The 25,109-nt window shown below is 54.2% G+C and carries 22 protein-coding genes and 1 pseudogene; 10 read left to right on the forward strand and 13 right to left on the reverse strand.

Annotation, left to right across the window (positions count from 1 at the left end; all coding sequences use genetic code 11):
- Positions 1–66 precede the first annotated feature (66 nt).
- The 5 genes from ubiB to udp all read right to left on the reverse strand — a co-directional run bounded on the left by ubiB (position 67) and on the right by udp (position 5,502).
- Positions 67–1,707: a ubiquinone biosynthesis regulatory protein kinase UbiB gene (gene ubiB / locus ACKI5T_RS17835; RefSeq protein WP_015960918.1), complete on the reverse strand. Its 1,641-nt coding sequence runs from the start codon at positions 1,705–1,707 to the stop codon at positions 67–69.
- Positions 1,704–2,309, reverse strand: coding sequence for a ubiquinone biosynthesis protein UbiJ (gene ubiJ / locus ACKI5T_RS17840; RefSeq protein WP_015960919.1), 606 nt, complete (start codon positions 2,307–2,309; stop codon positions 1,704–1,706). Before ubiJ ends, ubiB begins: the two co-directional genes overlap by 4 nt.
- A 13-nt stretch (positions 2,310–2,322) precedes the next feature.
- On the reverse strand, positions 2,323–3,078 hold the full coding sequence (ubiE, locus tag ACKI5T_RS17845) for a bifunctional demethylmenaquinone methyltransferase/2-methoxy-6-polyprenyl-1,4-benzoquinol methylase UbiE (protein WP_015960920.1): 756 nt from the start codon (positions 3,076–3,078) through the stop codon (positions 2,323–2,325).
- Positions 3,079–3,144: 66 nt separating this feature from the next.
- Positions 3,145–4,602 (reverse strand): DNA recombination protein RmuC, encoded by a 1,458-nt coding sequence (gene rmuC, locus ACKI5T_RS17850; RefSeq protein WP_407439175.1) that lies wholly within the window; start codon positions 4,600–4,602, stop codon positions 3,145–3,147.
- Between the two features lie 138 nt (positions 4,603–4,740).
- Complete coding sequence (udp, locus tag ACKI5T_RS17855) at positions 4,741–5,502, reverse strand: uridine phosphorylase (protein ID WP_015960922.1); 762 nt, start codon at positions 5,500–5,502, stop codon at positions 4,741–4,743.
- A 249-nt stretch (positions 5,503–5,751) separates the two neighbouring features.
- Here udp and ACKI5T_RS17860 point away from each other — a divergent pair, with 249 nt between their 5' ends.
- From ACKI5T_RS17860 to ACKI5T_RS17875, 4 genes are all read left to right on the forward strand, one after another.
- Positions 5,752–6,558, forward strand: coding sequence for a dienelactone hydrolase family protein (locus tag ACKI5T_RS17860; RefSeq protein WP_407439177.1), 807 nt, complete (start codon positions 5,752–5,754; stop codon positions 6,556–6,558).
- Between the two features lie 179 nt (positions 6,559–6,737).
- Complete coding sequence (locus ACKI5T_RS17865) at positions 6,738–8,549, forward strand: beta-glucoside-specific PTS transporter subunit IIABC (RefSeq protein ID WP_407439179.1); 1,812 nt, start codon at positions 6,738–6,740, stop codon at positions 8,547–8,549.
- On the forward strand, positions 8,549–10,012 hold the full coding sequence (locus ACKI5T_RS17870; protein WP_407439181.1) for a glycoside hydrolase family 1 protein: 1,464 nt from the start codon (positions 8,549–8,551) through the stop codon (positions 10,010–10,012). Before ACKI5T_RS17865 ends, ACKI5T_RS17870 begins: the two co-directional genes overlap by 1 nt.
- Before the next feature lie 23 nt (positions 10,013–10,035).
- A complete protein-coding gene (locus ACKI5T_RS17875) occupies positions 10,036–10,872 on the forward strand; it encodes a PRD domain-containing protein (protein WP_407439182.1) in 837 nt (278 codons plus the stop codon).
- 67 nt (positions 10,873–10,939) lie between these two features.
- Here ACKI5T_RS17875 and metE read toward each other — a convergent pair whose 3' ends face one another.
- The gene (metE, locus tag ACKI5T_RS17880; protein ID WP_407439183.1) at positions 10,940–13,201 is read right to left on the reverse strand and encodes a 5-methyltetrahydropteroyltriglutamate--homocysteine S-methyltransferase; all 2,262 of its coding nucleotides are present in this window, start codon (positions 13,199–13,201) and stop codon (positions 10,940–10,942) included.
- Positions 13,202–13,448: 247 nt separating this feature from the next.
- On the opposite strand from metE, the gene metR reads away from it, so the two are divergent.
- The gene (gene metR / locus ACKI5T_RS17885; protein ID WP_015960928.1) at positions 13,449–14,402 is read left to right on the forward strand and encodes an HTH-type transcriptional regulator MetR; all 954 of its coding nucleotides are present in this window, start codon (positions 13,449–13,451) and stop codon (positions 14,400–14,402) included.
- On the opposite strand, the gene ACKI5T_RS17890 is transcribed toward metR, so the two are convergent.
- From ACKI5T_RS17890 to pldB, 3 genes are all read right to left on the reverse strand, one after another.
- Complete coding sequence (locus ACKI5T_RS17890) at positions 14,290–15,189, reverse strand: carboxylate/amino acid/amine transporter (protein ID WP_015960929.1); 900 nt, start codon at positions 15,187–15,189, stop codon at positions 14,290–14,292. The two genes, metR and ACKI5T_RS17890, sit on opposite strands and share 113 nt — an antisense overlap.
- Before the next feature lie 84 nt (positions 15,190–15,273).
- Positions 15,274–16,074 carry a sugar/pyridoxal phosphate phosphatase YigL gene (yigL, locus tag ACKI5T_RS17895; RefSeq protein WP_015960930.1) on the reverse strand — a complete coding sequence of 267 codons (801 nt, stop codon included), beginning with the start codon at positions 16,072–16,074 and terminating at the stop codon, positions 15,274–15,276.
- 25 nt (positions 16,075–16,099) lie between these two features.
- Positions 16,100–17,095: a lysophospholipase L2 gene (gene pldB / locus ACKI5T_RS17900; RefSeq protein ID WP_407439185.1), complete on the reverse strand. Its 996-nt coding sequence runs from the start codon at positions 17,093–17,095 to the stop codon at positions 16,100–16,102.
- A gap of 109 nt (positions 17,096–17,204) precedes the next feature.
- Between pldB and rhtB the strand changes: the two genes are divergently transcribed.
- Entirely contained in the window at positions 17,205–17,825 is a 621-nt protein-coding gene (gene rhtB, locus ACKI5T_RS17905; protein ID WP_407439187.1) for a homoserine/homoserine lactone efflux protein, read from the forward strand.
- Here rhtB and rhtC read toward each other — a convergent pair.
- Both rhtC and recQ read right to left on the reverse strand, forming a co-directional pair.
- Positions 17,822–18,442: a threonine export protein RhtC gene (rhtC, locus tag ACKI5T_RS17910; RefSeq protein WP_407439189.1), complete on the reverse strand. Its 621-nt coding sequence runs from the start codon at positions 18,440–18,442 to the stop codon at positions 17,822–17,824. The genes rhtB and rhtC overlap by 4 nt on opposite strands.
- A 61-nt stretch (positions 18,443–18,503) precedes the next feature.
- Complete coding sequence (recQ, locus tag ACKI5T_RS17915; RefSeq protein ID WP_407439191.1) at positions 18,504–20,333, reverse strand: ATP-dependent DNA helicase RecQ; 1,830 nt, start codon at positions 20,331–20,333, stop codon at positions 18,504–18,506.
- 300 nt (positions 20,334–20,633) lie between these two features.
- Here recQ and ACKI5T_RS17920 point away from each other — a divergent pair.
- Together ACKI5T_RS17920 and ACKI5T_RS17925 are read left to right on the forward strand one after the other, a co-directional pair.
- Positions 20,634–21,002, forward strand: a pseudogene (locus ACKI5T_RS17920) (hypothetical protein).
- On the forward strand, positions 21,002–21,520 hold the full coding sequence (locus tag ACKI5T_RS17925) for a YbjP/YqhG family protein (RefSeq protein ID WP_407439193.1): 519 nt from the start codon (positions 21,002–21,004) through the stop codon (positions 21,518–21,520). Before ACKI5T_RS17920 ends, ACKI5T_RS17925 begins: the two are co-directional and overlap by 1 nt.
- An 80-nt stretch (positions 21,521–21,600) precedes the next feature.
- Here the strand turns inward: ACKI5T_RS17925 and pldA are convergent, their stop codons facing one another.
- The gene (gene pldA, locus ACKI5T_RS17930; protein WP_407439194.1) at positions 21,601–22,470 is read right to left on the reverse strand and encodes a phospholipase A; all 870 of its coding nucleotides are present in this window, start codon (positions 22,468–22,470) and stop codon (positions 21,601–21,603) included.
- 158 nt (positions 22,471–22,628) lie between these two features.
- Between pldA and yigI the strand changes: the two genes are divergently transcribed.
- Positions 22,629–23,096, forward strand: a complete 468-nt coding sequence (yigI, locus tag ACKI5T_RS17935; protein WP_059180722.1) for an acyl-CoA thioesterase YigI — start codon at positions 22,629–22,631, stop codon at positions 23,094–23,096.
- 51 nt (positions 23,097–23,147) lie between these two features.
- Positions 23,148–24,044 (forward strand): EamA family transporter RarD, encoded by an 897-nt coding sequence (rarD, locus tag ACKI5T_RS17940; RefSeq protein WP_407439196.1) that lies wholly within the window; start codon positions 23,148–23,150, stop codon positions 24,042–24,044.
- Between the two features lie 37 nt (positions 24,045–24,081).
- Here the strand turns inward: rarD and corA are convergent, their stop codons facing one another.
- Complete coding sequence (gene corA / locus ACKI5T_RS17945) at positions 24,082–25,032, reverse strand: magnesium/cobalt transporter CorA (RefSeq protein ID WP_015960938.1); 951 nt, start codon at positions 25,030–25,032, stop codon at positions 24,082–24,084.
- Between the last annotated feature and the right edge of the window lie 77 nt (positions 25,033–25,109).

Here is a 25,109-nt window from a genome sequence, read left to right on the forward strand (position 1 = left end):
CCTCGATAGATGATTAATTAATCAGGTCACATTATACGTATGCAACCCGGTGATAGCGACGCTAATTCAGCGCGTTTTTCGCCACCCAATAAGCCAAACCACAAGGCCGCCGGCCATCAACCAGGCGGGCATCATTTGCCAGTCTGGTCGATTAATGAGTAGCAATGTTCCGCTCAGCAGCAGGGTTGCGCCAATACCAAAGAGGTAGCGCGATTGCCCCTGCCGCACGCGGTTAGACTGAAGCTCGCGGGTGATTTTATCCATACTGTGCTGAAGGTTCTTGCTGTGACGCAAACTGTCATAAATCAGCTCAGGAATCTCCGGCATTTTTTCAATCCAGAACGGGGCTTTCTCTTTAAAAGAGCGCACCAGCGCAGGCAGCCCGACCTGATCCTTGATCCATGACTCAAGGAAAGGTTTCGCTGTTTTCCATAAGTCTAACTGAGGATAGAGCTGTCGGCCTACGCCTTCGACGTAAAGTAATGTTTTCTGAAGTAAAACTAATTGCGGTTGTACTTCCATATTAAAACGTCGAGCCGTGTTAAACAGATTCAGCAGGACGTGACCAAAGGAGATTTCGGAAAGCGGTTTCTCAAAAATGGGCTCACATACGGTGCGAATCGCAAATTCAAACTCTTCAACGTTGGTATCGGGCGGAACCCAACCGGAATCAACGTGCAACTCTGCCACCTTGCGATAATCGCGATTGAAGAAGGCGATAAAGTTCTCTGCCAGGTAGCGCTTATCTTCTTTGTTCAACGAGCCGACGATACCGCAGTCAATGCCAATATATTTCGGATCTTCCGGGTGCTCGTAACTGACAAAGATATTTCCTGGGTGCATGTCGGCATGGAAAAAGCTGTCGCGGAAAACCTGGGTGAAGAAGACCTGCACGCCACGTTCGGCCAGCAGTTTCATGTTCGTTCCCTGGTTTTCAAGCGCCACGATATCCGACACGGGAATACCGTAGATACGCTCCATCACCATCATATTCTGGCTGCAATAGTCAGAATACACTTCCGGCACATACAGCATTGGGCTGTTTTCAAAGTTACGACGCAGCTGGATGGCGTTGGCAGATTCGCGCAGCAAATTCAGTTCATCGATGAGCGTTTTTTCATACTCGCGCACCACTTCCATCGGGCGCAGTCGACGGCCATCCGGCAGCAAACGCGGAACCCAGCGCGCCAGGCGATAAATCAGCTTCATGTCCGCTCTGATAACCGGCAGGATATCCGGGCGAATCACTTTAATAACGATCTCTTTGCCGTTCTCTTTCAGGCGCGCGGTATGAACCTGCGCAATGGAAGCGGACGCTAAAGGCTTAATATCAAAATCATCAAACCAGGTTTCGACGGGGATATTGCCCATCGCCTCTTCGATCTGCTGCTTAGCCCGCGCACCGTCAAAGGGAGCAACGCGGTCCTGAAGCAAGGCCAACTGATCGGCGATTTGTGGCGGGAAAAGGTCGCGACGAGTGGAAAGCATCTGCCCAAACTTAATCCATACCGGGCCAAGCTCCTGTAATGCCAGTCGTAACCGTTCGCCCAGCAGCTTGTCCTTATGACGATTAGGCATCCAGAACAGCATGCGCCGCCAAATCCGCAACGGCAGAGTGATTCGCATTTTGGGAATGAGTTCGTCGAGCCCGTAACTTAAAAAGGTGCGAACGATAAAATAGAGGCGCCGAATTTCACCAGGCGTCATTTGCCCTCCAGTTTTTCCAGCCGTTTGGTTAGCGCGTCGACGGCACGTTCAACGGCAGACGTTTCTTCCGCAAACCATGCTAATTCCAGCGTGCCTGGCGCCATACGCCACTCTTCAGTAATCACCTCAGCAACATAGCGTTGCTGGCGCTGTAACCCTTTACGCAGGAATGACGAGCCGCCACGAAGGACCTTGCTAATGCTTTCGGCCGCAATGTCGCCAATGTAGGGCGCCAGCAGTTCAGCCGGATCAAACTCGGCCAGATCGGCAAGGGCGACAAAGTTCTGCACGACCTGCAGATCGCCTTCCACTTCCAGTTCGCCACTGCGAATCAGCGCGGTGAGTTGCTGACGGTCGCGTAACTTCGGTAACACGCTCATATGGGTGATGACTGAGCAGTCGGCCTCGCCTTCCCACTCGCCGACCACATCAAGCTGACGTTCACTAAAGACCAGCACCAGCGGCGTGGAGAACTCCTTCAATACAATGCGAAGGACCTTACCGTTCAGACGCTGGCGAGCCGTTTTTAGCGCCGGAGAGCGATACAGAAACGTGTTCAGGACATTTTCGATGCCTGCGGTGACTAAGGGTTTAATAGGCATAGGCCGCTTCCACTCAGAACTTGTAGCCGCGATGCAAGGCAACAACACCGGCCGTCAGGTTGAAATACTCAACGTTCTCAAGCCCAGCATCCTGCATCATCGCTTTTAGGGTGTCCTGATCAGGGTGCATACGGATAGATTCCGCCAGATAGCGGTAGCTTTCGCCATCGTTTGCCACCATTTCACCGATACGCGGTAAAACGTGGAATGAATAGGCATCGTAGGCTTTGCTCAGCGGTTCGATAATAGGTTTGGAGAATTCGAGCACCAGTAAACGTCCACCGGGCTTAAGCACGCGATACATAGAACGCAGCGCTTTTTCTTTATCGGTGACGTTACGCAGACCAAAAGAAATAGTGATGCAGTCAAACGTATTGTCCGGGAATGGCAGGGCTTCGGCATTTGCCTGAACATATTCAACGTTGCCGACAACGCCAATGTTACGCAGCTTTTCACGCCCCATTTTCAGCATGGAGTCGTTGATATCTGCCAGCACTACGCGGCCAGTGTCGCCAACCATGCGGGAGAATTTCGCGGTTAAATCACCTGTACCACCCGCCAGATCCAGCACGGTTTGACCACGACGAACGCCGCTACAATCGATAGTGAAGCGCTTCCACAAGCGATGTATTCCGAATGACATCAGGTCATTCATAACATCGTACTTTGCCGCCACGGAATGGAATACGTGGGCAACCATGTCAGCTTTCTGCGCTTTGGCGACAGTCTGAAAGCCAAAGTGTGTTGTATCTTGTGAATCGTCAACCATCTCAGTGCCTGCTAATCCGTCAAATGTTCGTGAAGTGTAACAGATTGGGCGCGTTTGCCCTACGATTCAACCACCCCGAAAGAATCGGTCTGCCTGCGTTTCGGACGACGCTTGTGCAGCTAAATCGTTGTCTTGATTGCCTGTATTTTGCTCACCTGCCCCGTCACGCAGGCGATATTCTTCGTCCTGAGCCGTGGCCTGCTCCGCCAATTCCGGATTAATCTCGCGCTTGACTTCAACACCCAGGCTGCGAAACGCTTCAGCTTGCGAAAGCAGATTTCCTCGGCCAGACGAGAGTTTTTTCATCGCCTGGCGGTAATTATCCTGCGCTCTGTCCAGGCTTTGCCCAACGGATGACATGTCGTCTACAAACAGGCGCATTTTGTCGTACAGCTTGCTGGCGCGATCGGCAATTTGCTGCGCGTTACGGCTTTGATGCTCGTAGCGCCACAGGTTAGCGATGGTGCGCAGCGCCACCAGCAGCGTAGTGGGGCTGACGAGCATAATATTATTTTTCAACGCTTCGGTGATAAGTTCAGGTTGTCTGTCGAGCGCCAGCAAAAATGCCGGCTCGACCGGAATAAACATCAGCACATAATCCAGCGAGCGTAAGCCTGGCAACTGCTGATAATCTTTTCGCCCCAGCAGGCGAATGTGATTTCGCATGGAGGCGATGTGCTCCAGGAGCGCGGATTCTCGGGTGAAGTCATCTTCGGCATTGAAGTAACGTTCGTAGGCCACCAGCGTCATTTTGGCGTCAATCACCACGTCTTTACCTTGCGGGAGACGCACGATGACATCAGGCTGCATCCGCGACCGAGTGTCGGTTTCTATGCTGACCTGCGTTTCGTATTCGTATCCCTCTCGCAGACCAGAGGCTTCCAGCACGCGGGTAAGCACCACTTCGCCCCAGTTACCCTGCGTTTTATTGTCGCCCTTGAGCGCACGGGTCAGGTTGACCGCCTCTTGCGCCATCTGCGCATTCAGTTGCTGGAGGTTACGGATCTCATGCGCCAGCGTGTGGCGTTCGCGCGACTCCTGGCCAAAGCTGTCCTGCACCTGGCGACGAAAACCATCCAGTTGTTCACGCAAGGGGGTCAGCAAACCATTCAGGCTCTGGCGATTCTGCTCATCAACGCGGCGATTGCTCTGCTCAAAGATACGGTTAGCCAGATTTTCAAACTGCTCGCTCAGGCGCTGTTCGCTGTTGATCATCTGACGGATTTTGTCTTCAGCATGCAGCTGGGTGGATTCCAGACGGGTGGTGACTTCGCGCAGATCGGCTTCTAAAGAGGTGTTGATATCACGCAGATTACGCAATTCGTTGTTGAGCAATTCGCACTCATCACGCCAGTGTGCGCTCTGGGTAAGCTGTTGTTTTGCAGCGCTGAGCTCAGCCACCATCTCTTCACGATCGGCCAGCTGATCGGCTTTATGTTGCGCATGCTGGTAACTGGACATCAGCCAGCCCACACCCGCGCCCACCAGCGCAATCACTGCATAAATTAGGATTGAGATATCCACAACGCCCCCTGCATCAAACCATTACCCGCACAAAATAGAATTGTGCTGTATAAACGTCCAGTTTGAAAGGGGTTTCCTGCGAGGCGCTACGCAAAAAGAAAAGGCCGAACGCGTCGGCCTTTTCTCTGAAAGGGGAAACTAGATCAGGCGGCGAGCCGCTTCAACCACGATTTTCACCGCATGGCTTTCGGTTTTCTTCATGGTTTCTGCATTTGGAATTTCTTGCTGGGTGCGGTTAACGATAACACCCGCCACCATACCGGCACGCAGACCCTGGCTTGCGCACATGGTCAGCAGCGTTGCAGATTCCATTTCGTAGTTCATTACGCCCATGGACTGCCACTCTTCCATTGAACCCTTGAAGCGGTTCACTACGCGACCGGAGAAGGTGTCGTAACGTTCCTGGCCTGGGTAGAAGGTATCAGAAGAGGCGGTCACGCCGATGTGGGTCGTTGCGCCCACGGATTTCGCGGCTTCAACCAGCGCAGTGGTACATTCAAAGTCCGCTACGGCTGGATATTCCATTGGCGCAAAGTGCAGGCTTGCCCCGTCCAGACGCACAGAAGCCGTGGTCACCAGCACGTCGCCGACGTTGATATGCGGCTGAATAGCGCCAGTCGTCCCGATACGCAGGAAAGTACGAATGCCCAGCTGTGCCAGCTCTTCAACAGCGATAGAAGTAGACGGGCCGCCGATACCGGTCGAACACACGATAACCGCTTTGCCATCCAGCTCAGCACGCCAGGTGGTGAATTCGCGATGCGCAGCCAGCTTAACCGGCTTATCCATCAGCGCGGCGATCTTTTCCACACGCTCAGGATCGCCAGGGACGATAGCCAGCGTAGCCCCTTGTAAATCGTTTTTAGTGAGGCCGAGATGAAAAACATCAGACTTAGACATAGGTGACTCCTCTGTGGGTCGGGTTGTCAGAAGAAGTAAAACGGTACTTTACAGAAGCACCGGGTACATTTTCGTGACAGACCTCACCACGAATGAAAATGATTGCAGTTAATTACCATAAAATAGTGACATGAATCACACTAACAAGTTATATCGTTTACTACTGCACAAAAGATAGCCCGTTTCGGGCACTGTGAATTGTTAACTTGAGGTCTATATTTATTTGCACCAACGGGTACGGAGAATACCATGACTCAAAAAACGAATTTTGCACCTGCCGCCGCCCCTCTCGCGTCAACCATTGTTTCAACGTCTGAAGACGCCATCACGGCAGGCGAAACCTCGATCCCCTCACAGGGTGAAAACATGCCCGCGTATCACGCGCGTCCAAAGAATGCGGACGGGCCTTTGCCGATCGTCATTGTGGTTCAGGAGATTTTTGGCGTTCACGAACATATTCGGGACGTCTGCCGTCGCCTGGCGCTGGAGGGTTATCTGGCCGTCGCGCCGGAGCTGTACTTCCGTCAGGGCGACCCCAATGAATACAGTGATATCCCCACCCTGTTCAGCAATCTGGTCAGCAAAGTACCGGATGCACAAGTGCTGGCCGATCTCGATCATGTCGCCAGTTGGGCGGCGCGTAACGGCGGCGATGCGCATCGATTAATGGTTACGGGTTTCTGCTGGGGCGGACGTATCACCTGGCTCTACGCCGCGCACAATCCGCAATTGAAAGCCGCCGTGGCCTGGTACGGCAAGCTGGTTGGCGAAAAAACGCTGAATTCACCTAAGCATCCGGTGGATATCGCGGTCGATCTCAACGCGCCCGTTCTTGGCCTGTATGGTGGCGAAGATACGGGGATTTCGCTGGAGAGCGTGGAGACCATGCGTCAGGCGCTGCGAGCCGCAAATGCCAAAGCAGAAATCGTGGTTTATCCGGAGGCGGGACATGCGTTTAATGCCGATTATCGCCCAAGCTATCACGAAGAGTCTGCCAAAGATGGCTGGCAGCGAATGCTGGCGTGGTTTCGGCAGTATGGCGCGAAAAAGAGTTAAGCCGCTCACAATTTAGCGCACGAAGCACAACGGTTGTTTGACTTTTAAACAGCTTTTGGCCGTTATAAAAAGCACAGGCGTGTCACTACGTTCCGTAGGCAAGACCTGAAGCCCATTTCTCCTCCCCGGGGGAAATGGGCTTCAGGTCTTTTTTTTTGCTCTGGAGACAGGGGCCAGACATGAATCATTTGCAGACAGCACTGGACGTCATCGCCCATGTGGGTGGCGCTGAGAATATCGAACATATCGAACATTGCTCTACCCGCTTGCGGTTGAGCCTGTACGACAACAGCAAAGTGAATGAAACCGCGCTGGCGAAAATTGACGGCGTGCTGGGCGTGCGCGTCAACGTGCAGTGCCAGGTGATTATCGGACATGAAGTGGTTCAGGTTTTTGAGGCGGTGCGTTCTCTGGTCGGCACGACGCAGGGAAGTGCCCACCCACACGCCAATAAACCCAACCGCTGGGCGCAAGCCGTTGATTTTGTGATCAGCGTTTTCCAGCCTTTGGTTCCCGCCATTGCCGGCGGCGGCGTACTGAAATCACTGCTGCTGTTGCTGGATGTAGTGGGTTGGCTCAGCCGCGACAGCTCCACATACAAAGTGCTGGATAATATCGGCTCTGCCCCACTCTATTTCCTGCCAATCCTGGTGGCTATCACCACCGCAACCAAGCTCAAGGTCAACGTGCTGGTTGCCGTCTCAGCCGTTGCGGTCATGGTATTACCAGCGATGACCAAACAGCTGGCCGATGGTGCAGAATTCATGTCCTTCGATCTGCGCAACGTGGCCTATGCCTCGCAGGTTTTCCCGGCCATTCTTTGCGTGCTGTTTTATGCTCAGACGGAAAAATTCTTCAACCGTTACTCACCCGGCGCGCTGCGCATTTTCCTTTCGCCAATGCTGTCGTTACTGGTCACCGTTCCCGTCACACTGCTGATTTTGGGGCCGTTAGGTTATGAACTCGGCGCGGGTCTGGCAACGGTGATTCTGTGGCTTTACGGAAAATTAGGGTTTGTGGCGACAGGATTACTCGCCGCCGCCCTACCGTTTATGGTCGCGTCCGGAATGCACAAACCAATGCTGCCCTACGCCGTGGCATCCATGAGCCAGTTTGGCCGCGAATTGCTGTATCTCCCCGCGTCGCTGGCGCACAACATTGCTGAATCGGGTGCGTGCCTGGCCATTGCGCTGAAAAGTAAAGACAAGGTCCTGAAATCGACCGCGTTTTCGGCGGGCATTTCCGCGCTGTTTGGCATTACGGAACCCGCGCTTTACGGAGTCACGCTGCTGAATAAAAAAGCGCTCTACAGCGTGATCCTCGGCAGCATCGTGGGGGGCGCTTTTATCGGCTGGATGGCGGTTGAAGCCTTTGCGATTGTGGGGCCAGGCCTCGCCAGTATCTCCATGTTCGTCTCGCCAGATAACCCACTGAACATCCTGTGGGCGTTTGCCGGTGCGGGTCTGTCATTCGCCATCGCCTTTATCAGCGCCCTGCTGTTGTGGCGCGATAAAGTCACTGAGCAAACCAAAGAACTGACGTTCACCCGTCCGATAGAAGGGCAAATCATTGCGCTGGAAAACGTGAATGACGATGTTTTCTCACGCAAAATCATGGGTGATGGTATCGCGATTGTCCCTTCTCAGGGCGTGCTGCGTGCCCCGGCGGACGGCACCATCGTTAACGTGTTTGAGAGCGGCCACGCACTGAGTCTACTCACCGATGCGGGTGTGGAACTGATTTTCCACATCGGGATCGACACCATCAAGCTGCAAGGCGAAGGGTTTTCCCCAAAAGTGCAGGAAGGCCAACACGTCAAAAGCGGCGAAACGCTGATTGAATTCTCTCTGGATACCCTCACCGCAGCAGGTCTCGATCCGGTGGTAATAATGGTGGTCACTAACGGCGAACGTTTCTCGCTCACGCCACATAGCCACAACGACAACAATCCAAATCCTCACATCATCATGACGCTAAAGGAGTCCGTGTAATGGATAAATCCCTCCCGTTCCCGCAAGGTTTTTTATGGGGCGGCGCAATTGCCGCCAATCAGGCCGAAGGGGCCTGGAACGTTGATGGCAAAGGACCGTCGGTGGCTGATGCCATCACCTGGAAACCCAATCTGTCGCTGAAAGATTATGACGGCCACATGGCGCTGACGGATGAAAATATTCAGGATGCGTTTGAAGGCAAAAATGACACACTTTATCCGAAGCGTCGCGGCATCGATTTCTATCACCACTATAAAGACGATATCGCGCTGTTTGCCGAGATGGGCTTTAAAGTGCTGCGCGTGTCCATCGCCTGGTCGCGTATTTTCCCGGATGGCGAAGACGCGGCGCCGAATGAAGCGGGCCTGAAATTTTACGAAGAGATGTTCCGCGAACTGCGTCGCCATCACATCGAGCCGCTGGTGACGCTTTCTCACTACGAAATGCCGCTGGCGCTGAGTGAACGATATAACGGCTGGGTGCACCGCAACGTGGTGGACGCGTTCGTACGCTTCAGCAATGTCTGCTTCGACCGCTATAAAGATCTGGTGCGCTACTGGCTCACGTTTAACGAAATCGACAGCATCCACCGCCACCCGTTTACCACCGCCGGTATCCGCGAAGAGAAAAGCGCGCCGGGCAAAGCGAAACAGGATATTTATCAGGGGCTGCATCATCAGTTTGTCGCCTCGGCGCTGGTCACGCGTGACTGCCACGCCAAAATCCCTGGCAGCCAGGTCGGGTGTATGCTCACCAAACTCACCACCTATCCGCACAGCTGCCGCCCGGAAGACGTTGAAGCGACGCTGAAAAAGAATCTCGAAAACTATTTCTATGCGGATGTGCAGGTCTTTGGGGAATATCCGCCGCTGATCCTGCGCGATCTGGCGAGCCGCGATATTCAGATTGAAATGCAGGCCAACGATCAGCGCATTTTAAAAGATCATACCGTCGATTTCGTCTCGTTCAGCTACTACATGTCGCTGACCGAATCGACGCAACCGGACGTTGAACGCATCCCAGGCAACACCATTCTTGGGGTGAAAAACCCGTATCTGCCTGCGTCTGAGTGGGGATGGCAAATCGATCCGGTCGGGCTAAAAATTTCCTTACTCGAACTGTACGACCGTTATCAAAAGCCGCTGTTTATCGTTGAAAACGGGCTGGGTGCGAAGGATATCGTTGAAGATGGCCAGATTCACGACAGCTACCGCATCGACTATTTCCGCGCCCATTTCGAGCAAACTTTGGCGGCTATCAATGAAGGGGTGGATGTGATGGGATTCACCACCTGGGGATGCATCGACATTATTAGCGCAGGCACGTCGCAGATGTCCAAACGCTATGGCTTTATCTATGTCGATCAGGATGACGAAGGCAACGGCACGTTAAAGCGCCTGAAAAAAGATTCTTTTGGGTGGTATCAGAAAGTGATCGCCAGCAATGGCGCTGACATGAGCTAAACGGCCAGGCCGCAGGAATAACCGTGATTACGATAAAAAAATCGCTCAATAACAGCATGCTGCTGGTCGACAACGATCAGCGGGAGATGATTTTGTTTGGCAAAGGGATTGGCTTTGGCGCGAAAGCGGGGAGCCAAATCGACCTAGCGCAGGTGGAGAAAGTCTTCCTGCCGCTGAGCGATCTCAAGTCCCGTCACTTTTTATCGCTCACGGACACCATTCCTGCGGCATTCTTTGAAATAAGCCACGAGATTTTGACGCTCGCCCGCACGCTATGCGGCGACAAACTCAACTCGGTGCTGCTTTTCACTCTCGCAGAGCATCTGCACTTTGCGGTAGAACGCAGCCGCAGCGGGCAGGTGATTCTCAATAAGCTGAGCTGGGAAGTGAAGCGCTACTACCCGCAAGAATACAGCGTTGGGATGCAGGCGCGGGCAAACGTGAACGCGCAGTTTGGCGTTGGCCTGCCGGAGGACGAAGCGGTGAACATCGCTTTTCACCTGATTAATGCCAGCGGTCAGACTGACGACAATTCGGCGCATCAGCAGGTTGAGTTGGTCAATCGCATCGCCGAGATCGTGCGCTATAAATTGAGCAAAACCATTGATACGCAGTCGGTCAACTACATGCGGTTTATTACCCATCTGCGCTACTTTGCCGAGCGGGTATTGACCGGGAAAATTGTGGTAAGCGAGACCGAGGATTTTTATCAGGAATTAATGCGTCATCGCCCGGATGCCATGACCGTGGCGTGGGTGATTCGCGATTATGTACAGGAAAAATATCAACTCACGCTGCCAAAAGATGAACTGACCTGGCTGAGCATTCATATTAGCCGATTGATGGAAGGCCAGGCGTAGGGCTGGCGTTTTCGCCCCCTGCCGCCTGTTTCCCCTCCTCCCAAAGAGGAGAGGGTCATTCGGGCAATTAACCCTGACGCAGGTTCTGCGCGGCTTTCACCATATTCGCGAGCGCGGCGCGGGTTTCCGGCCAGCCACGGGTTTTCAGGCCGCAGTCCGGGTTCACCCACAAGCGCTCTGCCGGAATACGCTGAGCGGCTTTCGCCAGCAACGCCTCGATCCATTCTACGCTTGGCACATTCGGCGAATGAATGTCGTACACGCCCGGACCGATTTCGTTCGGATAGTCGAACTCTTCGAATGACTCCAGCAGTTCCATATCGGAACGCGAGGTTTCGATGGTGATCACATCGGCATCCAGCGCTGCGATGGAATCCATGATGTCGTTAAATTCGCAGTAACACATATGGGTATGAATCTGCGTATCGTTCTTTGCCACCGCGGCGTTGATGCGGAAAGCCTCCACGCCCCATTGCAGGTAAGCGTCCCAGTCGCTACGGCGCAGCGGCAACCCTTCGCGCAGGGCCGGTTCGTCAATCTGGATGATGCCGATGCCTGCGGCTTCGAGATCCGCCACTTCGTCACGCAGCGCCAGTGCGATCTGCCTGGCGATGGTTTCACGCGTCACATCTTCACGCGGGAATGACCAGCAAAGAATGGTCACCGGGCCGGTCAACATGCCTTTCACCGGTTTGTCGGTCAGAGACTGCGCGTACTTCGCCCACTCCACGGTAATCGCTTCCGGACGACTGACATCGCCAATCACGACCGGCGGCTTCACGCAGCGGGAACCATAGCTCTGCACCCAGCCGTTTTGGGTAAACACAAAACCGTCGAGGTGCTCACCGAAGTATTCCACCATGTCATTACGCTCGGCTTCGCCGTGCACCAGCACGTCCAGACCCAAACGTTCCTGCTCGATAATCGCCTGTTTGATATGTTCCGCAATGCCGGTACGGTAGTTGTTAGCGTCGAGATTGCCTTTTTTGAAGTCCAGACGCAGGCCGCGGATTTCAGTGGTCTGCGGGAATGAACCGATCGTGGTGGTCGGCCACGCAGGCAAGTTAAAGCGCGCACGCTGTGCTTCGGCACGAACTTCATAGGCATTTTCACGTTGGCTGTCTTTCGCGGTGATCGCCGCCAGACGTTTTTCTACCGCCGCATTATGCACACGAGTCGAATGACGGCGTGCCTGAATCGGCGCACTCCACTCGACCAGGTTCGCGGTGTCGCCGCTATTCAGCGCATCGCGCAGCAGAGCCAGTTCTTCACATTTTTGCAGGGCGAAGGCGAACCAGCTTTTCACTTCCGCATCCAGTCGCGTTTCGACGTTCAGATCGATCGGGCTGTGCAGCAGAGAGCACGAAGAGGCAACCCACAGATCGCGTTTGCCTACGATGTCTTTAATCTGCGCGTATTTCTCGGTCAGATCGGCGCGCCAGACGTTACGCCCGTTCACCAGGCCCGCAGACAGTAGCCAGTCGGACGGCAGACGTTTGTTGAGTTCAGCCACCTCATCTTTGCCGTGAACCAGATCCACGTGCAGACCCTGCACTGGCAGCGCGGTGATGGTATCGAGATTCGGCGTGACGCCTTCGAAATAGGTGGTCAGCAGCAGTTTGGTCTGGCCCGTTAGTGCGTCGTAAGCTGGTTTAAACGCATCCAGCCATTCCTGCGGCAACTCCAGCACCAGCGCGGGTTCGTCGATTTGTACCCACTCAACGCCGCGTTTTGCCAGTTCAGCCAGCACCTGTTGGTACACCGGCAAAATGTCGCTCAGCAGGCTCAGGCGGTCAAACTGCTCGCCTTTCACTTTACCCAGCCACAGATACGTGACCGGTCCGAGCAGAACCGGTTTAATGCTGTGGCCCAGCGCCAGCGCTTCGTCAACTTCATCCAGTAGCTGCGTCCAGGTCAGTTTGAACTGCTGGCCTTTCACGAACTCTGGAACCATATAGTGATAGTTGGTGTTAAACCATTTGGTCATTTCTGCCGCCGCCGCTGGCTCGCCGGTTGGCGCACGTCCACGGCCCAGGCGGAACAGGGTGTCGATATCCACCGATCCATCTTTGTTCTGATGACGAGCCGGCACGTTGCCAAGCAGCAGGCTGGTGGTCAGAACATGGTCGTACCAGGCAAAATCGCCCACCGGCAGCAGATCAATCCCCGCCTGTTTTTGCTGATCCCAGTGGCGAGCACGCAGCTCGCGGCCAACGGCCAGCAGCTCTTCGCGGGTGGATTGACCCGCCCAGTAACTTTCTTGTGCTTTTTTCAGTTCGCGGCGCAAGCCAACACGAGGGAAACCGAGAGTGTGGTTGATTACAGTCATGTGTCATTCCTCTAAGAATTCATTGAATCTGAAGGCAAACTCTAAACAGTTCGGCTGGCAGGAAGGCGGCCCCGCAGCGCATCCCCAGGAGCTTACTGAAGTAAGTGACTGGGGTAAGCGAGGACGCCAACGCATCTGCAAGTCGAAATATGACGAGTTTGGACGTCCAGATGTTTACACATCCATAATTGGCGGTTACTGTATATTCCTCAAGCGCAAAATACTCATGCCGAAGTGAAGGACTTTCATGATCGAGATAAAACACCTGAAAACGCTACAAGCGTTGCGGAATTGCGGGTCGCTCGCTGCGGCGGCGGCCACGCTGCATCAGACGCAATCTGCGCTGTCACACCAGTTCAGCGATCTGGAACAACGCCTTGGCTTTCGCCTGTTCGTGCGTAAGAGTCAGCCGCTGCGCTTTACGCCGCAGGGTGAAATTTTGCTCCAGCTCGCCAATCAGGTGTTGCCGCAGATCGCCACCGCGCTGCAGTCCTGCAATGAGCCACAGCAAACGAAATTGCGCATCGCCATTGAGTGTCACAGCTGTATTCAGTGGCTGACGCCCGCGCTTGAGAATTTCCGCCAGCACTGGCCGCAGGTGGAGATGGACTTTAAATCGGGAATGACGTTTGACCCCCAGCCGTCGCTTCAGCAGGGCGAACTGGATCTGGTGATGACATCCGATATTCTGCCGCGCAGTGGGCTGCACTACTCACCGATGTTTGATTATGAAGTGCGTCTGGTGTTGGCTCCGGACCATCCGCTGGCGGCGAAAACGCGCGTCACGCCGGAAGATTTGGCGACCGAAACGCTGCTGATTTATCCGGTACAGCGCAGTCGTCTGGATATCTGGCGGCATTTCCTGCAGCCGGCGGGCATCAGCCCGAATCTGAAAAGCGTCGATAACACGCTGCTATTGATTCAGATGGTGGCGGCGAGAATGGGTATTGCGGCGCTGCCGCACTGGGTGGTAGAGAGTTTTGAGCGCCAGGGTCTGGTGGTCACCAAAACCCTGGGCGAGGGATTATGGAGCCGGCTGTACTCCGCCGTGCGCGATGGCGAGCAGCGTCAGCCGGTCACGGAAGCGTTTATTCGTTCAGCGCGGAATCACGCTTGCGACCATCTGCCGTTTGTTCGGAGCGCGGAGCGACCCAATGGCGATGCACCCACAGTGAAGCCAGGATCACCGTTCCCCCAATGATAAAGCTCGGCCAGTGCGGCTGTTCCTGCCAGATGGCCAGGTTCACCAGCAGGCCTGCGGGCACGTGAACGTTGTTCATAATACCCAGCGTTCCGGCGTCTACCTGCGTAGCGCCGTAGTTCCACATAAAATAGCCCAGCCCCGACGCGACCACGCCCAGCCAAATCAGCACGCTCCACTGCACCGTGGTAGTTGGCAATTTCTGCGGATTACCCAGCATGAACCACGCAACAACCGCGACAATAAGCGCCCCCATATAGAACCACGCAAAGGCATTGTGCTGCGGCATCGGGCGGGTTTCCATCAGGCGTTTATAGCCAACCATGCCAATCGCAAAGCTGATGTTCGCGAGCTGAACGAACATCAGCCCGGTCCAGAAGTGATCGCTCACTTTGTCGTAGCGAATAATCGCTGCGCCCGCCACGGCCAACAGCGCGCTCAGCACGTAGCCCCAGCGTAAGCGTCGCTTGCTCAGCAAATCATAAATGAGCGTGATATAGAGCGGCGTCAGCACGGTGAACAGCAGGAATTCTGATACCGACAGATAGACATACGCGCGGAAGCTGAACAGATACATGATGCCGAGCTGCATCGCGCCCACCAGCATATACAGCAGAATGGTTTTGAACGTTTGCCCGCGCAGACGCAGAAAGGGCAGGAACACCAGCGCCGCCAGCCCTACGCGCATCAGCACGGAGAAATAGCTATCGACATGCCCGGCAAGATATTCACCGATCAGGCTGAACGAGAAGGCCCACAGAATAGTGGTGATAATGAGTAGCGCCACAATGCTTGTCTCTCAGGAAGAAGGACAGGCATTGTAGCGGACTCTTCGGTTGACAACTGAGCGTTAATTAGTCAGTTATGACGATTATTCAAGAAACAGCTTACGCAGATAATTCGGTACGGCGTTGTCGCCGTTGGTGCCGATCACTTCCAGCTCCGGGTGCAGATCTTTCAAACGCTGGTGCGCGTTTTCCATGATGCAGCCTTTGCCCGCCATGGAGAGCATTTCAGCGTCGTTCATGCCGTCGCCAAAGGCGATGCAATCTTTCAGCTCAAAGCCCATGCGTTTGGCAACCGCTTCCAGGGCATGGCCTTTAGACACACCGCCCGCCATCACTTCAAGACAGGTCAGCGTGGAGAAGCTAACGTTCACGCGGTCGCCCCACCGCGCGTTAATCGCCTGCTCCAGCGGCAGCAGCTCTTCGTGGGTTTCGCAGACGAAAAACACTTTACTGATCCCTTCCGGCTCCAGTAACGCTGGCTCATACAGCGTGTAGTTAAACACTGCTTCTTTGAAGAAACGCATCTCATCCGGGCGATGACGGTTCATAAACCAGTCGTCGTTGCGATAGACGTTAGTGACGATATTCGGGTTGTCATGCACAACGCCGAACAGATCGGCAGCGATATCGCGATCCAAATCGTGAGTGAAAATCAAATTGCCATCGGTATCGTGCACGCGCGCACCGTTGGAGGTGATCATGTACGCCTTAATCTCCAGGCCGTCGCGGATTTGACCGACGTCAACATGGTGGCGACCTGTCGCGAAGACAAAATTCACGCCACGCGCGGTCAGGAGTTTTAAGGTCTCTTTCGCGTACGGCGATAGGGTGTGATCGGGGGAAAGCAACGTGCCATCTAAGTCAGATGCAACAACCTGGTACATAGGGAAATTTAACCTCAATAGAAAATCAGTTATGCCTGTCGAAAAATTCAACAATGGCGTTTAGCGCGACTGAGCGCATGGCGTCCTTTTCAAAAAGGATCTCATGGAACGCACCGTGTATAACCAGCGGTTTTCCCCCTTCGCAAGGGTGACCCGCCGCAGCGCGCAGTTCGCAAAAGCGTTCATGCATGCGGTTATCCACCACACGCTCCTCTTCTGCCTGAATCAATAGTGTCGGCGTATTATCGTCACCCACGCCTGCCAGCGCAGACTCACCCGCGAGAATACCTTCACGCACCCAGTGATACGTTGGGCCGCCCACGCGCAAACGCGGTTCATCGGCATAGAAACGCAGATTTCGGCGATAACGTTGCCGACTGTGTGTCAGCACGTTAATCGCAAAGGGCAACGCGCGCCAGCGTCCGGTTCCGATAGCGTAGCCCTCGCGAATGCGCTGATGGCCCTCAGCCCAGTCGAGAATATGGCGCACCATCCAGTCTGGAAAGCGCATGACGATGCCGAACATGGGCGCCGAGAGCGCAATGGCGTCGCACTGATGATGGGGAAAGCGCTGTAAAAACAGCGTGGCGATCGCGCCGCCCATAGAGTGCGCAAGAATATAACGTTTACGCCACGGGCCTGGCTGCACTTCCTGCTGCCAGAACGCGGCGAGATCGTCGACATAATCACTGAAATGATCAACGTGGCCGCGATGCGAGTCCGACAGCAAACGCCCGGACCGCCCTTGCCCACGATGGTCGATAATCAGGACATCAAAACCCTGATGGAACAGGTCGTAAGCCAGTTCAGCGTACTTGACGTAGCTTTCAATACGACCGGGGCACACGACGATCACGCGATCGTTTTTGCTGTCCCGAAAACGCACAAAGCGAACCGGGACATTGTCCACGCCCATGATCTCGGCTTCTTCGCGCTGACGCCAGAAATCGGTCAGCGGCCCCATGGAGAAAGCAGCAAATGCGTTCTCGCGTGTTTCCCAGTCCTTTTTCTGCTGAAACATTGGGTTTCCACCCCTGTAAGCCATGGAATATCGTTTTTTCGTGACGCATCACAAAATGCGCTAACAATAGCGTATTGTGGCATAAAAATAGACGATTCGGGAGTTTCAAATGACCTTCGAGTGGTGGTTCGCTTACCTGCTGACATCCATTATCCTGAGCCTTTCACCGGGTTCTGGCGCAATCAATACCATGACCACCTCTATTAGCCACGGTTATCGCGGCGCAGCGGCGTCAATCGCCGGTTTGCAGACGGGCTTGGGGATCCATATCGTGCTGGTCGGCATCGGTTTGGGCACGCTTTTCTCGCAATCGATTCTGGCCTTTGAAGTACTGAAATGGGCGGGTGCGGCCTATCTGATTTGGCTGGGCATCCAGCAGTGGCGCGCGGCGGGCTCCATCAACCTGAATACGCTCGCTCAGACGCAAAACCGCGGTCATCTGTTTAAGCGCGCGGTGTTCGTCAACCTGACCAACCCGAAAAGCATCGTCTTTTTGGCCGCGCTGTTCCCGCAGTTTATCGTCCCGCATCAGCCGCAGGTGATGCAATACGTGGTGCTCGGGGCGACGACCATCATTGTTGATATTATCGTGATGATTGGTTATGCGACGCTGGCGCAGCGAATAGCGGCATGGATTAAAGGGCCTAAGCAGATGAAGGCCCTGAATAAAGTCTTTGGTTCGCTGTTTATGCTGGTTGGCGCGCTGCTTGCGTCAGCGCGTCATGCTTAGCGAGAGATGATGAGATGAATGCCAAAGCCGGCGAACAGTGCGCCGGCAAAGCCGTCGATCCATTTCGCCAGGCGCTGATAGCCACGACGCATTGTCGGGAGCGCGAACAGACTTGCCACCACGGTAAACCAGGCGAACGTTTCCACCACGATCAGCAGGAAAATCCCCCAACGCGCACCTGCTCCCACGTCATCACCGACAAACAGGGAGAAGACGGAACCAAAATAGATAATCGCTTTCGGGTTCGCCAGATTGGTCAGCAGACCTTTCAAAAAGCTGCGGCCACCCGTTGCCAGTTCGACATGAGGTTCGTCCGCCACTTTCTCTTCTTTCTTCAGCGCCCCGCGCAGCATCTGATAACCCATCCAGCACAGGTACAATCCGCCGCCGACCATAATAATGTTATGCAGCCAGGCCATTTTGGCGAGGATCAGATTCAGGCCAAGCAGCGCGACAGCGGCCCACACCATAACGCCCATGGTAATGCCGAGCACACCCATCATTGCTTCTTTGCGGGAACGGCTGACGGCGGTCTGGGATACGAAGAAAAAGTCTGGGCCAGGGCTCATCAGCGCAACGATATGCACCAATGCCACGGTGAGAAAAAGCATTAACATAGTTAACTCGCGGGGAAATAATTCACAGAGCAATCATCCTGGCACTTTTTCGCCGGTCTGACTACTCCTCATCATCACCGTCGGCATGCGAACGAATCAGCGCCATAAACTCTTTACCAAAGCGCTCGAGTTTGCGCGTGCCGACACCGTTGACGCTGAGCATTTCGCTGGCGCTGAGCGGCATCTGCTCGGCCATTTCGATAAGCGTTGCATCGTTGAACACCACATACGGCGGAATGTTCTCTTCATCGGCAATGGCTTTACGCAGCTTGCGCAGTTTGGCGAAAAGCTTGCGGTCGTAGTTTCCGCCGTAGGATTTCTGCATCACGCGTGGTTTCAGGGCGATAACGCGCGGCACGGCGAGCTGTAGCTCAATCTCACCGCGCAGCACCGGACGTGCGGCTTCGGTCAGCTGAAGCGCAGAGTGCTGGGCAATATTCTGTGTCGCGAAACCCAGGTGAATCAGTTGGCGAATAATGCTCACCCAGTGCTCGTGGCTTTGCTCTTTGCCGATGCCGTAGACAGGCAATTTATCGTGGCCCATCTCGCGAATACGCTGATTGTTTGCGCCACGCAGGACTTCTACCACGTAGCCCATCCCGAAGCGCTGATTGACGCGCCCGATAGTCGACAGCGCCTTACGCGCATCCATTAAGCCATCGTACTGCTTCGGCGGATCGAGGCAGACATCGCAGTTGCCGCACGGCTCCTGACGCCCTTCGCCAAAGTAGTTGAGCAGCACCAGACGGCGGCAGGTTTGTGCTTCGGCAAACGCACCCATCGCGTTGAGCTTGTGACGCTCGATATCCAGCATTTGCCCTTGCGGTTTCTCTTCAAGACAGCGACGCAGCCAGGCCATATCCGCCGGATCGTAAAACAGCATCGCTTCCGCAGGCAGGCCGTCACGCCCGGCACGGCCCGTTTCCTGATAGTAGGATTCGATATTGCGCGGGATGTCGAAATGCACCACAAAGCGCACGTTGGGTTTGTTGATCCCCATCCCGAAGGCGACCGTTGCAACCACGATCTGCAGGTCGTCGCGCTGGAATTTCTCCTGCACGTCGGCACGGATGTGGTTCTCTAACCCTGCGTGATAGGCCGCGGCGCTAAAGCCACGGGTTTGTAAACGCGCGGCGGTGTCTTCCACCTTCGCACGGCTATTGCAGTAGATGATGCCCGATTTGCCGCGCTGCTCCTGCACATAGCGCAACAGCTGATCCAGCGGCTTGAATTTTTCCATCAGCATGTAGCGGATGTTGGGGCGGTCAAAGCTGCTGACCTGGATAAACGGATCGTTAAGTCCAAGAAGACGGACGATATCCTGACGGGTTGTGTCGTCAGCCGTGGCGGTAAGCGCCATAAACGGCAGTTCGGGGAAGCGCTGACGCAGCTGACCGAGGGCGGCATACTCCGGGCGGAAATCGTGCCCCCACTGCGAGATACAGTGCGCTTCATCCACCGCCAACAGAACCGGGTTCCAGTGCGCGAGATGATCGAGGAAGTTATCCAGCATCAGGCGTTCCGGCGCGATATACAGCAGGCGGATCTGCCCGGTGCGACAACCCGCCATCACCTCTTGCTGCTGCTCGCGAGTTTGCGTCGAGTTCAGACAGGCCGCCGCCACGCCGTTGGCGAGGAGCTGATCCACCTGGTCTTTCATCAGAGAAATAAGGGGAGAGACCACAACCGTCAGGCCATTAAGCACCAGCGCGGGCACCTGATAGCAGAGCGATTTCCCGCCACCGGTCGGCATCACCACCAGGCAATCACGGCCTTCCAGCACGGTTTCAATGATGGTTTCCTGGCCAGGACGGAACTGCTGATAGCCAAAGGTTTCCTGCAAAACCTGTTTAGCCAGCGATTCCTGATTCAATACTTCCGCCTGCGCCACGTTAACTCCATATGCCAGAAATAAGACTTTGAACGAGCAAAAATCATCCCAAAGGACGAGCATGATAAACGCTCGCCAGAAGAATATCGACTTGGTTTTGACTCAAAGCAGAAATTTGCGAGGCCGCAAGCATCGGGTCACGCGCCTCGCGTGACGCATCAAACCCTGCTCACAAAAGTATTCGCCATACATATTTAACCAACTGATTTATATTAAATTTTGATAACACAAAATGGTTACCTTATATGATGGATTTGGGCGTTTATTACTCATCTTTATTGCCTGTAGAAAGGACAGATTATGAGATGGAACCCTATTAAAGCATCGGACTATGCCAGGCAACATGCGATGAGTTCATCCCACAGATTATGCGCGACTTACGTGCGTCACGCACTTCAAGCTGGTGGAATTATTATCTCTGGGGTGCGCTTAGCGAAAGATTATGGACCAGCTCTGGAAAGCGCGGGGTTTGTTGCGATGGGACCAGGGCAAACCCTGTTAGCTGGCGATATCATCGTCATTCAACCCTAGCCTGGAGGGAACCGCGCGGGGCATATCGCAATTTATGATGGGAGTACATGGTACTCAGACTTTAAACAGCGTGATATGTGGGCAGGCCCCGGCTACAGAACGACTCGCCCCCCGCACAAAATCTACAGGAAAAAATAATGTTAAAAGGACTTTTCCTCACCGTGCTGTCGCTAATGTTGTTTGCCTGCGGTAGTTATCAAAACGATAATCCCGAAACCACAACGCGATTGTTTTACCAGCAGTACCTACATGCGTTTGCCGATTTTGATCCCGCGGATGCGGAACATTCCCCCCTGGCCGATAACTCGCCCCTCCTCAGAGAGTTTGTAGCCTCTGATACACGATCCAGGATCGCTGAGATTCAACAGATTTACGAACAGGAGATTCTGGAAGCCGATTATTTCACTTACAGTCAGGACTACGCGCCAGAATGGGTTGAACTGCTGGAGGTTGGTAAAGCACATATGCAGCTCGGAGGGGCTACTCTTCAGGTCAATCTTGGGATCGGTGAAAAAAAGCCACTACAATTAATGGTCTATCTCAGACGAGAGGACGACAGGTGGAAAATATACCGGGTCAGAGACATCACCAATAATTACGAACAGACTATTTTTGACGATGCTGCAATCAAGGCTGCCAGAGCTTATTCACGATAACGCCCGGAGGCGCTGCGCTTACCGGGCCTACGATTTCATATCCAGGCCGGGCAAACACACCGCCTCACGGGTGCTCTCTGTCAGAAAATATCGTTCAGCATTACGCCCACACCCACACGGGTCTGGTTGAAGTTATAGTCGATGAGCGATTCACCGTAACCGCTGTAAACCTGCGTGTAGATGCGCATATGCCTGGTCACCGGATAGCTCAGGCCCAGTTCCGCGCCGCCGTAGCCAGTGTTCCAGTTATATTGCCCCTTCGCACTCAGTACCGCATCACCCAGCTGATAGCCCACTTTAAGTTGATAGTAGCCCATGTACTTGGTGATATCTGGATTATCGTCGGTGCTTCCCAGCACGTACCACGGCTTAACTTCCAGCATCCAGTTACCGTTTTGCGCCATCAAACGCGTATAGAGACGGTTCCAGCTGCGGGAAGTGGGGTCGGCGCGGCCATTCGAATCGTGGTTATAACCAAATTCAACGTCGCGTAAGGTCCAGCCAGCAAACTCGTCATCCGTTGCAAAACCAAGGAACAGCTGTGGCTCGTAGTTGGTTTCGCGGAAGGGGGAAGACTCACCGCTGTTAGACAGCTGCCACCAGGATTTCTGCGTGTAAGACGCGCCCAGCACTGAACTCGGCCCTAAAATACCGCGCCAGAGCGGAAACGCCAGGCTGAGCTGGAATTTAACTTCATCTTTACGCGCATTATCTGACCAGCTGTAAGAGCTAATGGCCTCTTTATTGATGTCGCTGGTTTGAGTGTAAATCAGATAATTAGTGTCATACGGGTAAAGCGTGAACGGATTGTCATGCTCCTGAAGAAGGTTCGCAATAATGCTGCCGTGAACGGCGGGCTTATCATGAACTTCCTTAATCGTGGCTTCCTGCGCAAATGCCGTAAAAGGCAGCGCAATCGCCGCCAGTAACCAACCCAGATACGTCCGCATCGGTGGTGCTCTCCTGCGAAATAAAATTTTGTGAATATTATGAGCAGCTCATTCTACCTATTTCTTCGTTTACGTCTCCCCCTCGTTTCCGAAAGTGGAAATTCGTATGTCAGAAGCATAAAATCAACATCTCATTAACAATAAGGATGTGATTTCTGATGTCAGCCACGCTTACCGCTGAAGACGCTTTGAAACTTGTGGGCGAGATTTTTGTTTACCATATGCCTTTTAACCGTGCGCTCGGGCTTGAACTGGAGCGTTACGAGAAAGGGTTTGCCCAACTCAGTTTCAACAATCAGCCCATGATGGTCGGCAACTGGGCGCAAAGTATTTTGCATGGTGGCGTGATCGCCTCCGCGCTGGATGTCGCCGCAGGGCTGGTTTGCGTCGGCAGTACGCTGGCGCGTCACGACACCATCAACGAAGATGAGTTGCGCCAGCGCTTATCAAGGATGGGCACCATCGATTTACGCGTGGACTATTTACGCCCAGGCCGTGGCAATCGCTTCACCGCCACCAGCAGTTTGCTGCGCGCGGGCAATAAAGTCGCCGTCGCCCGCGTCGAATTGCACAATGAAGAACAAGTTTACATCGCCAGCGCAACGGCCACTTATATGGTGGGTTGAGGCGCCAAAATCGGGTAAAATTACTTCACTTTCTTGTCACGGATTTTATCGATGGATGCTAAACAGACGCGGCAGGGCGTTTTACTCGCTCTTGCCGCTTATTTTATTTGGGGTATCGCACCCGCCTACTTCAAGCTGATTTACTACGTACCAGCCGACGAAATCCTTACCCACCGCGTAATCTGGTCATTTTTCTTTATGGTGGCGCTGATGAGCGTCAGCCGCCAGTGGTCAGGCGTGAAAAAGCTGCTGCAAACGCCGAAGAAAATTTTTCTGCTCGCCCTTTCAGCAGTGCTGATTGGTGGAAACTGGCTGCTGTTTATCTGGGCGGTTAACAATCATCACATGCTCGAAGCCAGCCTCGGTTACTTTATCAACCCGCTGGTGAATATCGTGTTGGGGATGCTGTTCCTCGGCGAACGTTTCCGCCGCATGCAGTGGGTGGCAGTACTGCTGGCGCTGTGCGGCGTGCTGGTTCAGCTCTGGACGTTTGGGTCGCTGCCGGTCATCGCGTTGGGCCTGGCGTTTAGCTTTGCATTTTATGGTCTGGTGCGGAAAAAAATCGCCGTCGAAGCGCAAACCGGGATGCTGTTCGAAACCTTGTGGTTGCTCCCGCTGGCAGCGATTTACCTGTTCGGGATTGCCGACAGCAGCACCAGCCATATGGGCAGCAATCCGTGGTCGCTGAATTTGATGCTGATCGCCGCCGGGGTGGTCACCACCATTCCGCTGCTGTGCTTTACCGGCGCGGCGACGCGTTTGCGCCTGTCCACGCTGGGCTTCTTCCAGTATATCGGCCCAACGCTGATGTTCCTGTTGGCGGTAATGTTCTACGGGGAAGTGCCGGGGGCCGATAAAATGGTGACGTTTGCGTTCATCTGGGTCGCGTTGGCGGTATTCGTTGCCGATGCGCTTTATACCCAACGCAGAATGAAGAAAGGATTGTAGGGTTTAGCCCTCTCCTGCTCGGGAGAGGGCATCTGCCTTAAAGCCAGTTGCGGCGCTTGAAGTACAGATACGGCGCCAGCCCGGCAAGCAGCATAAAGATAATCGCGCCAGGGTAGCCAAAGCTCCACTTCAGTTCCGGCATAAACTCAAAGTTCATCCCGTAGCTGGATGCCACCAGCGTTGGCGGCAGGAACACCACGGAGACCACCGAGAAGATTTTGATGATGCGGTTCTGCTCGATGTTGATAAAGCCCATCGCCGCCTGCATCAGGAAGTTCACCTTCTGGAACAAGGATTCGTTGTGTGGCAACAGGGATTCGATATCGCGCAAAATTTCACGCGCCTGCTCAAGCTGACCACTCGGTAAACGCGCCTTACGCACCAGGAAGTTCAACGCACGCTGGGTATCCATCAGACATAAACGCACTTTCCAGCCGATATCTTCCTGCTCCGCCAACGTCGACAGCGCTTCGTCATATTCATCGCCCTGATGGCCTTCCATGATCACGCGGCTCAGCTTTTCCAGATCGCTGTAGATGTTTTCGATTTCATCCGCCAGCTGTTCAATTTTGGTTTCGAACAGATCGAGCAGCAGCTCGTAGGCGTTGCCGTCGACCATCGCCTGGCTACGGGCGCGCATGCGGTAGAGCCGAAATGCCGGCAGTTCACGCTCACGTAAGGTGAACAAGCGGCCATCGCGAATGGTAAATGCCACGGTGGAGTTACCGGCGTGGTCGTCCGCATCTTCATAAAAGAAAAAGGAGTGAATATGCAGGCCGTCTTCGTCTTCAAAAAATCGCGCGGATGCTTCGATATCTTCCAGTTCAGGACGGGTTGCCAGGCTTTGTCCGAGTTCTGATTGTACGCGCAAGCGTTCATCGTCGTCCGGCTCGACCAGATCCACCCATACGGCATCAATGAGGGGCTGTGACTCTTCAGCTTCAAGCCGAATCAGTCGGTTTTTTTCGAGTTGAAATGCGCTCAACATGACCGGGACTCCCAATGCAAAAAATATCGGACAGTTCGGTGGGCACACAGAAACAATAAGGGTTTCAGACCATTAAA

The organism is Lelliottia sp., from assembly GCF_045627565.1.
Lineage (GTDB): Bacteria > Pseudomonadota > Gammaproteobacteria > Enterobacterales > Enterobacteriaceae > Enterobacter.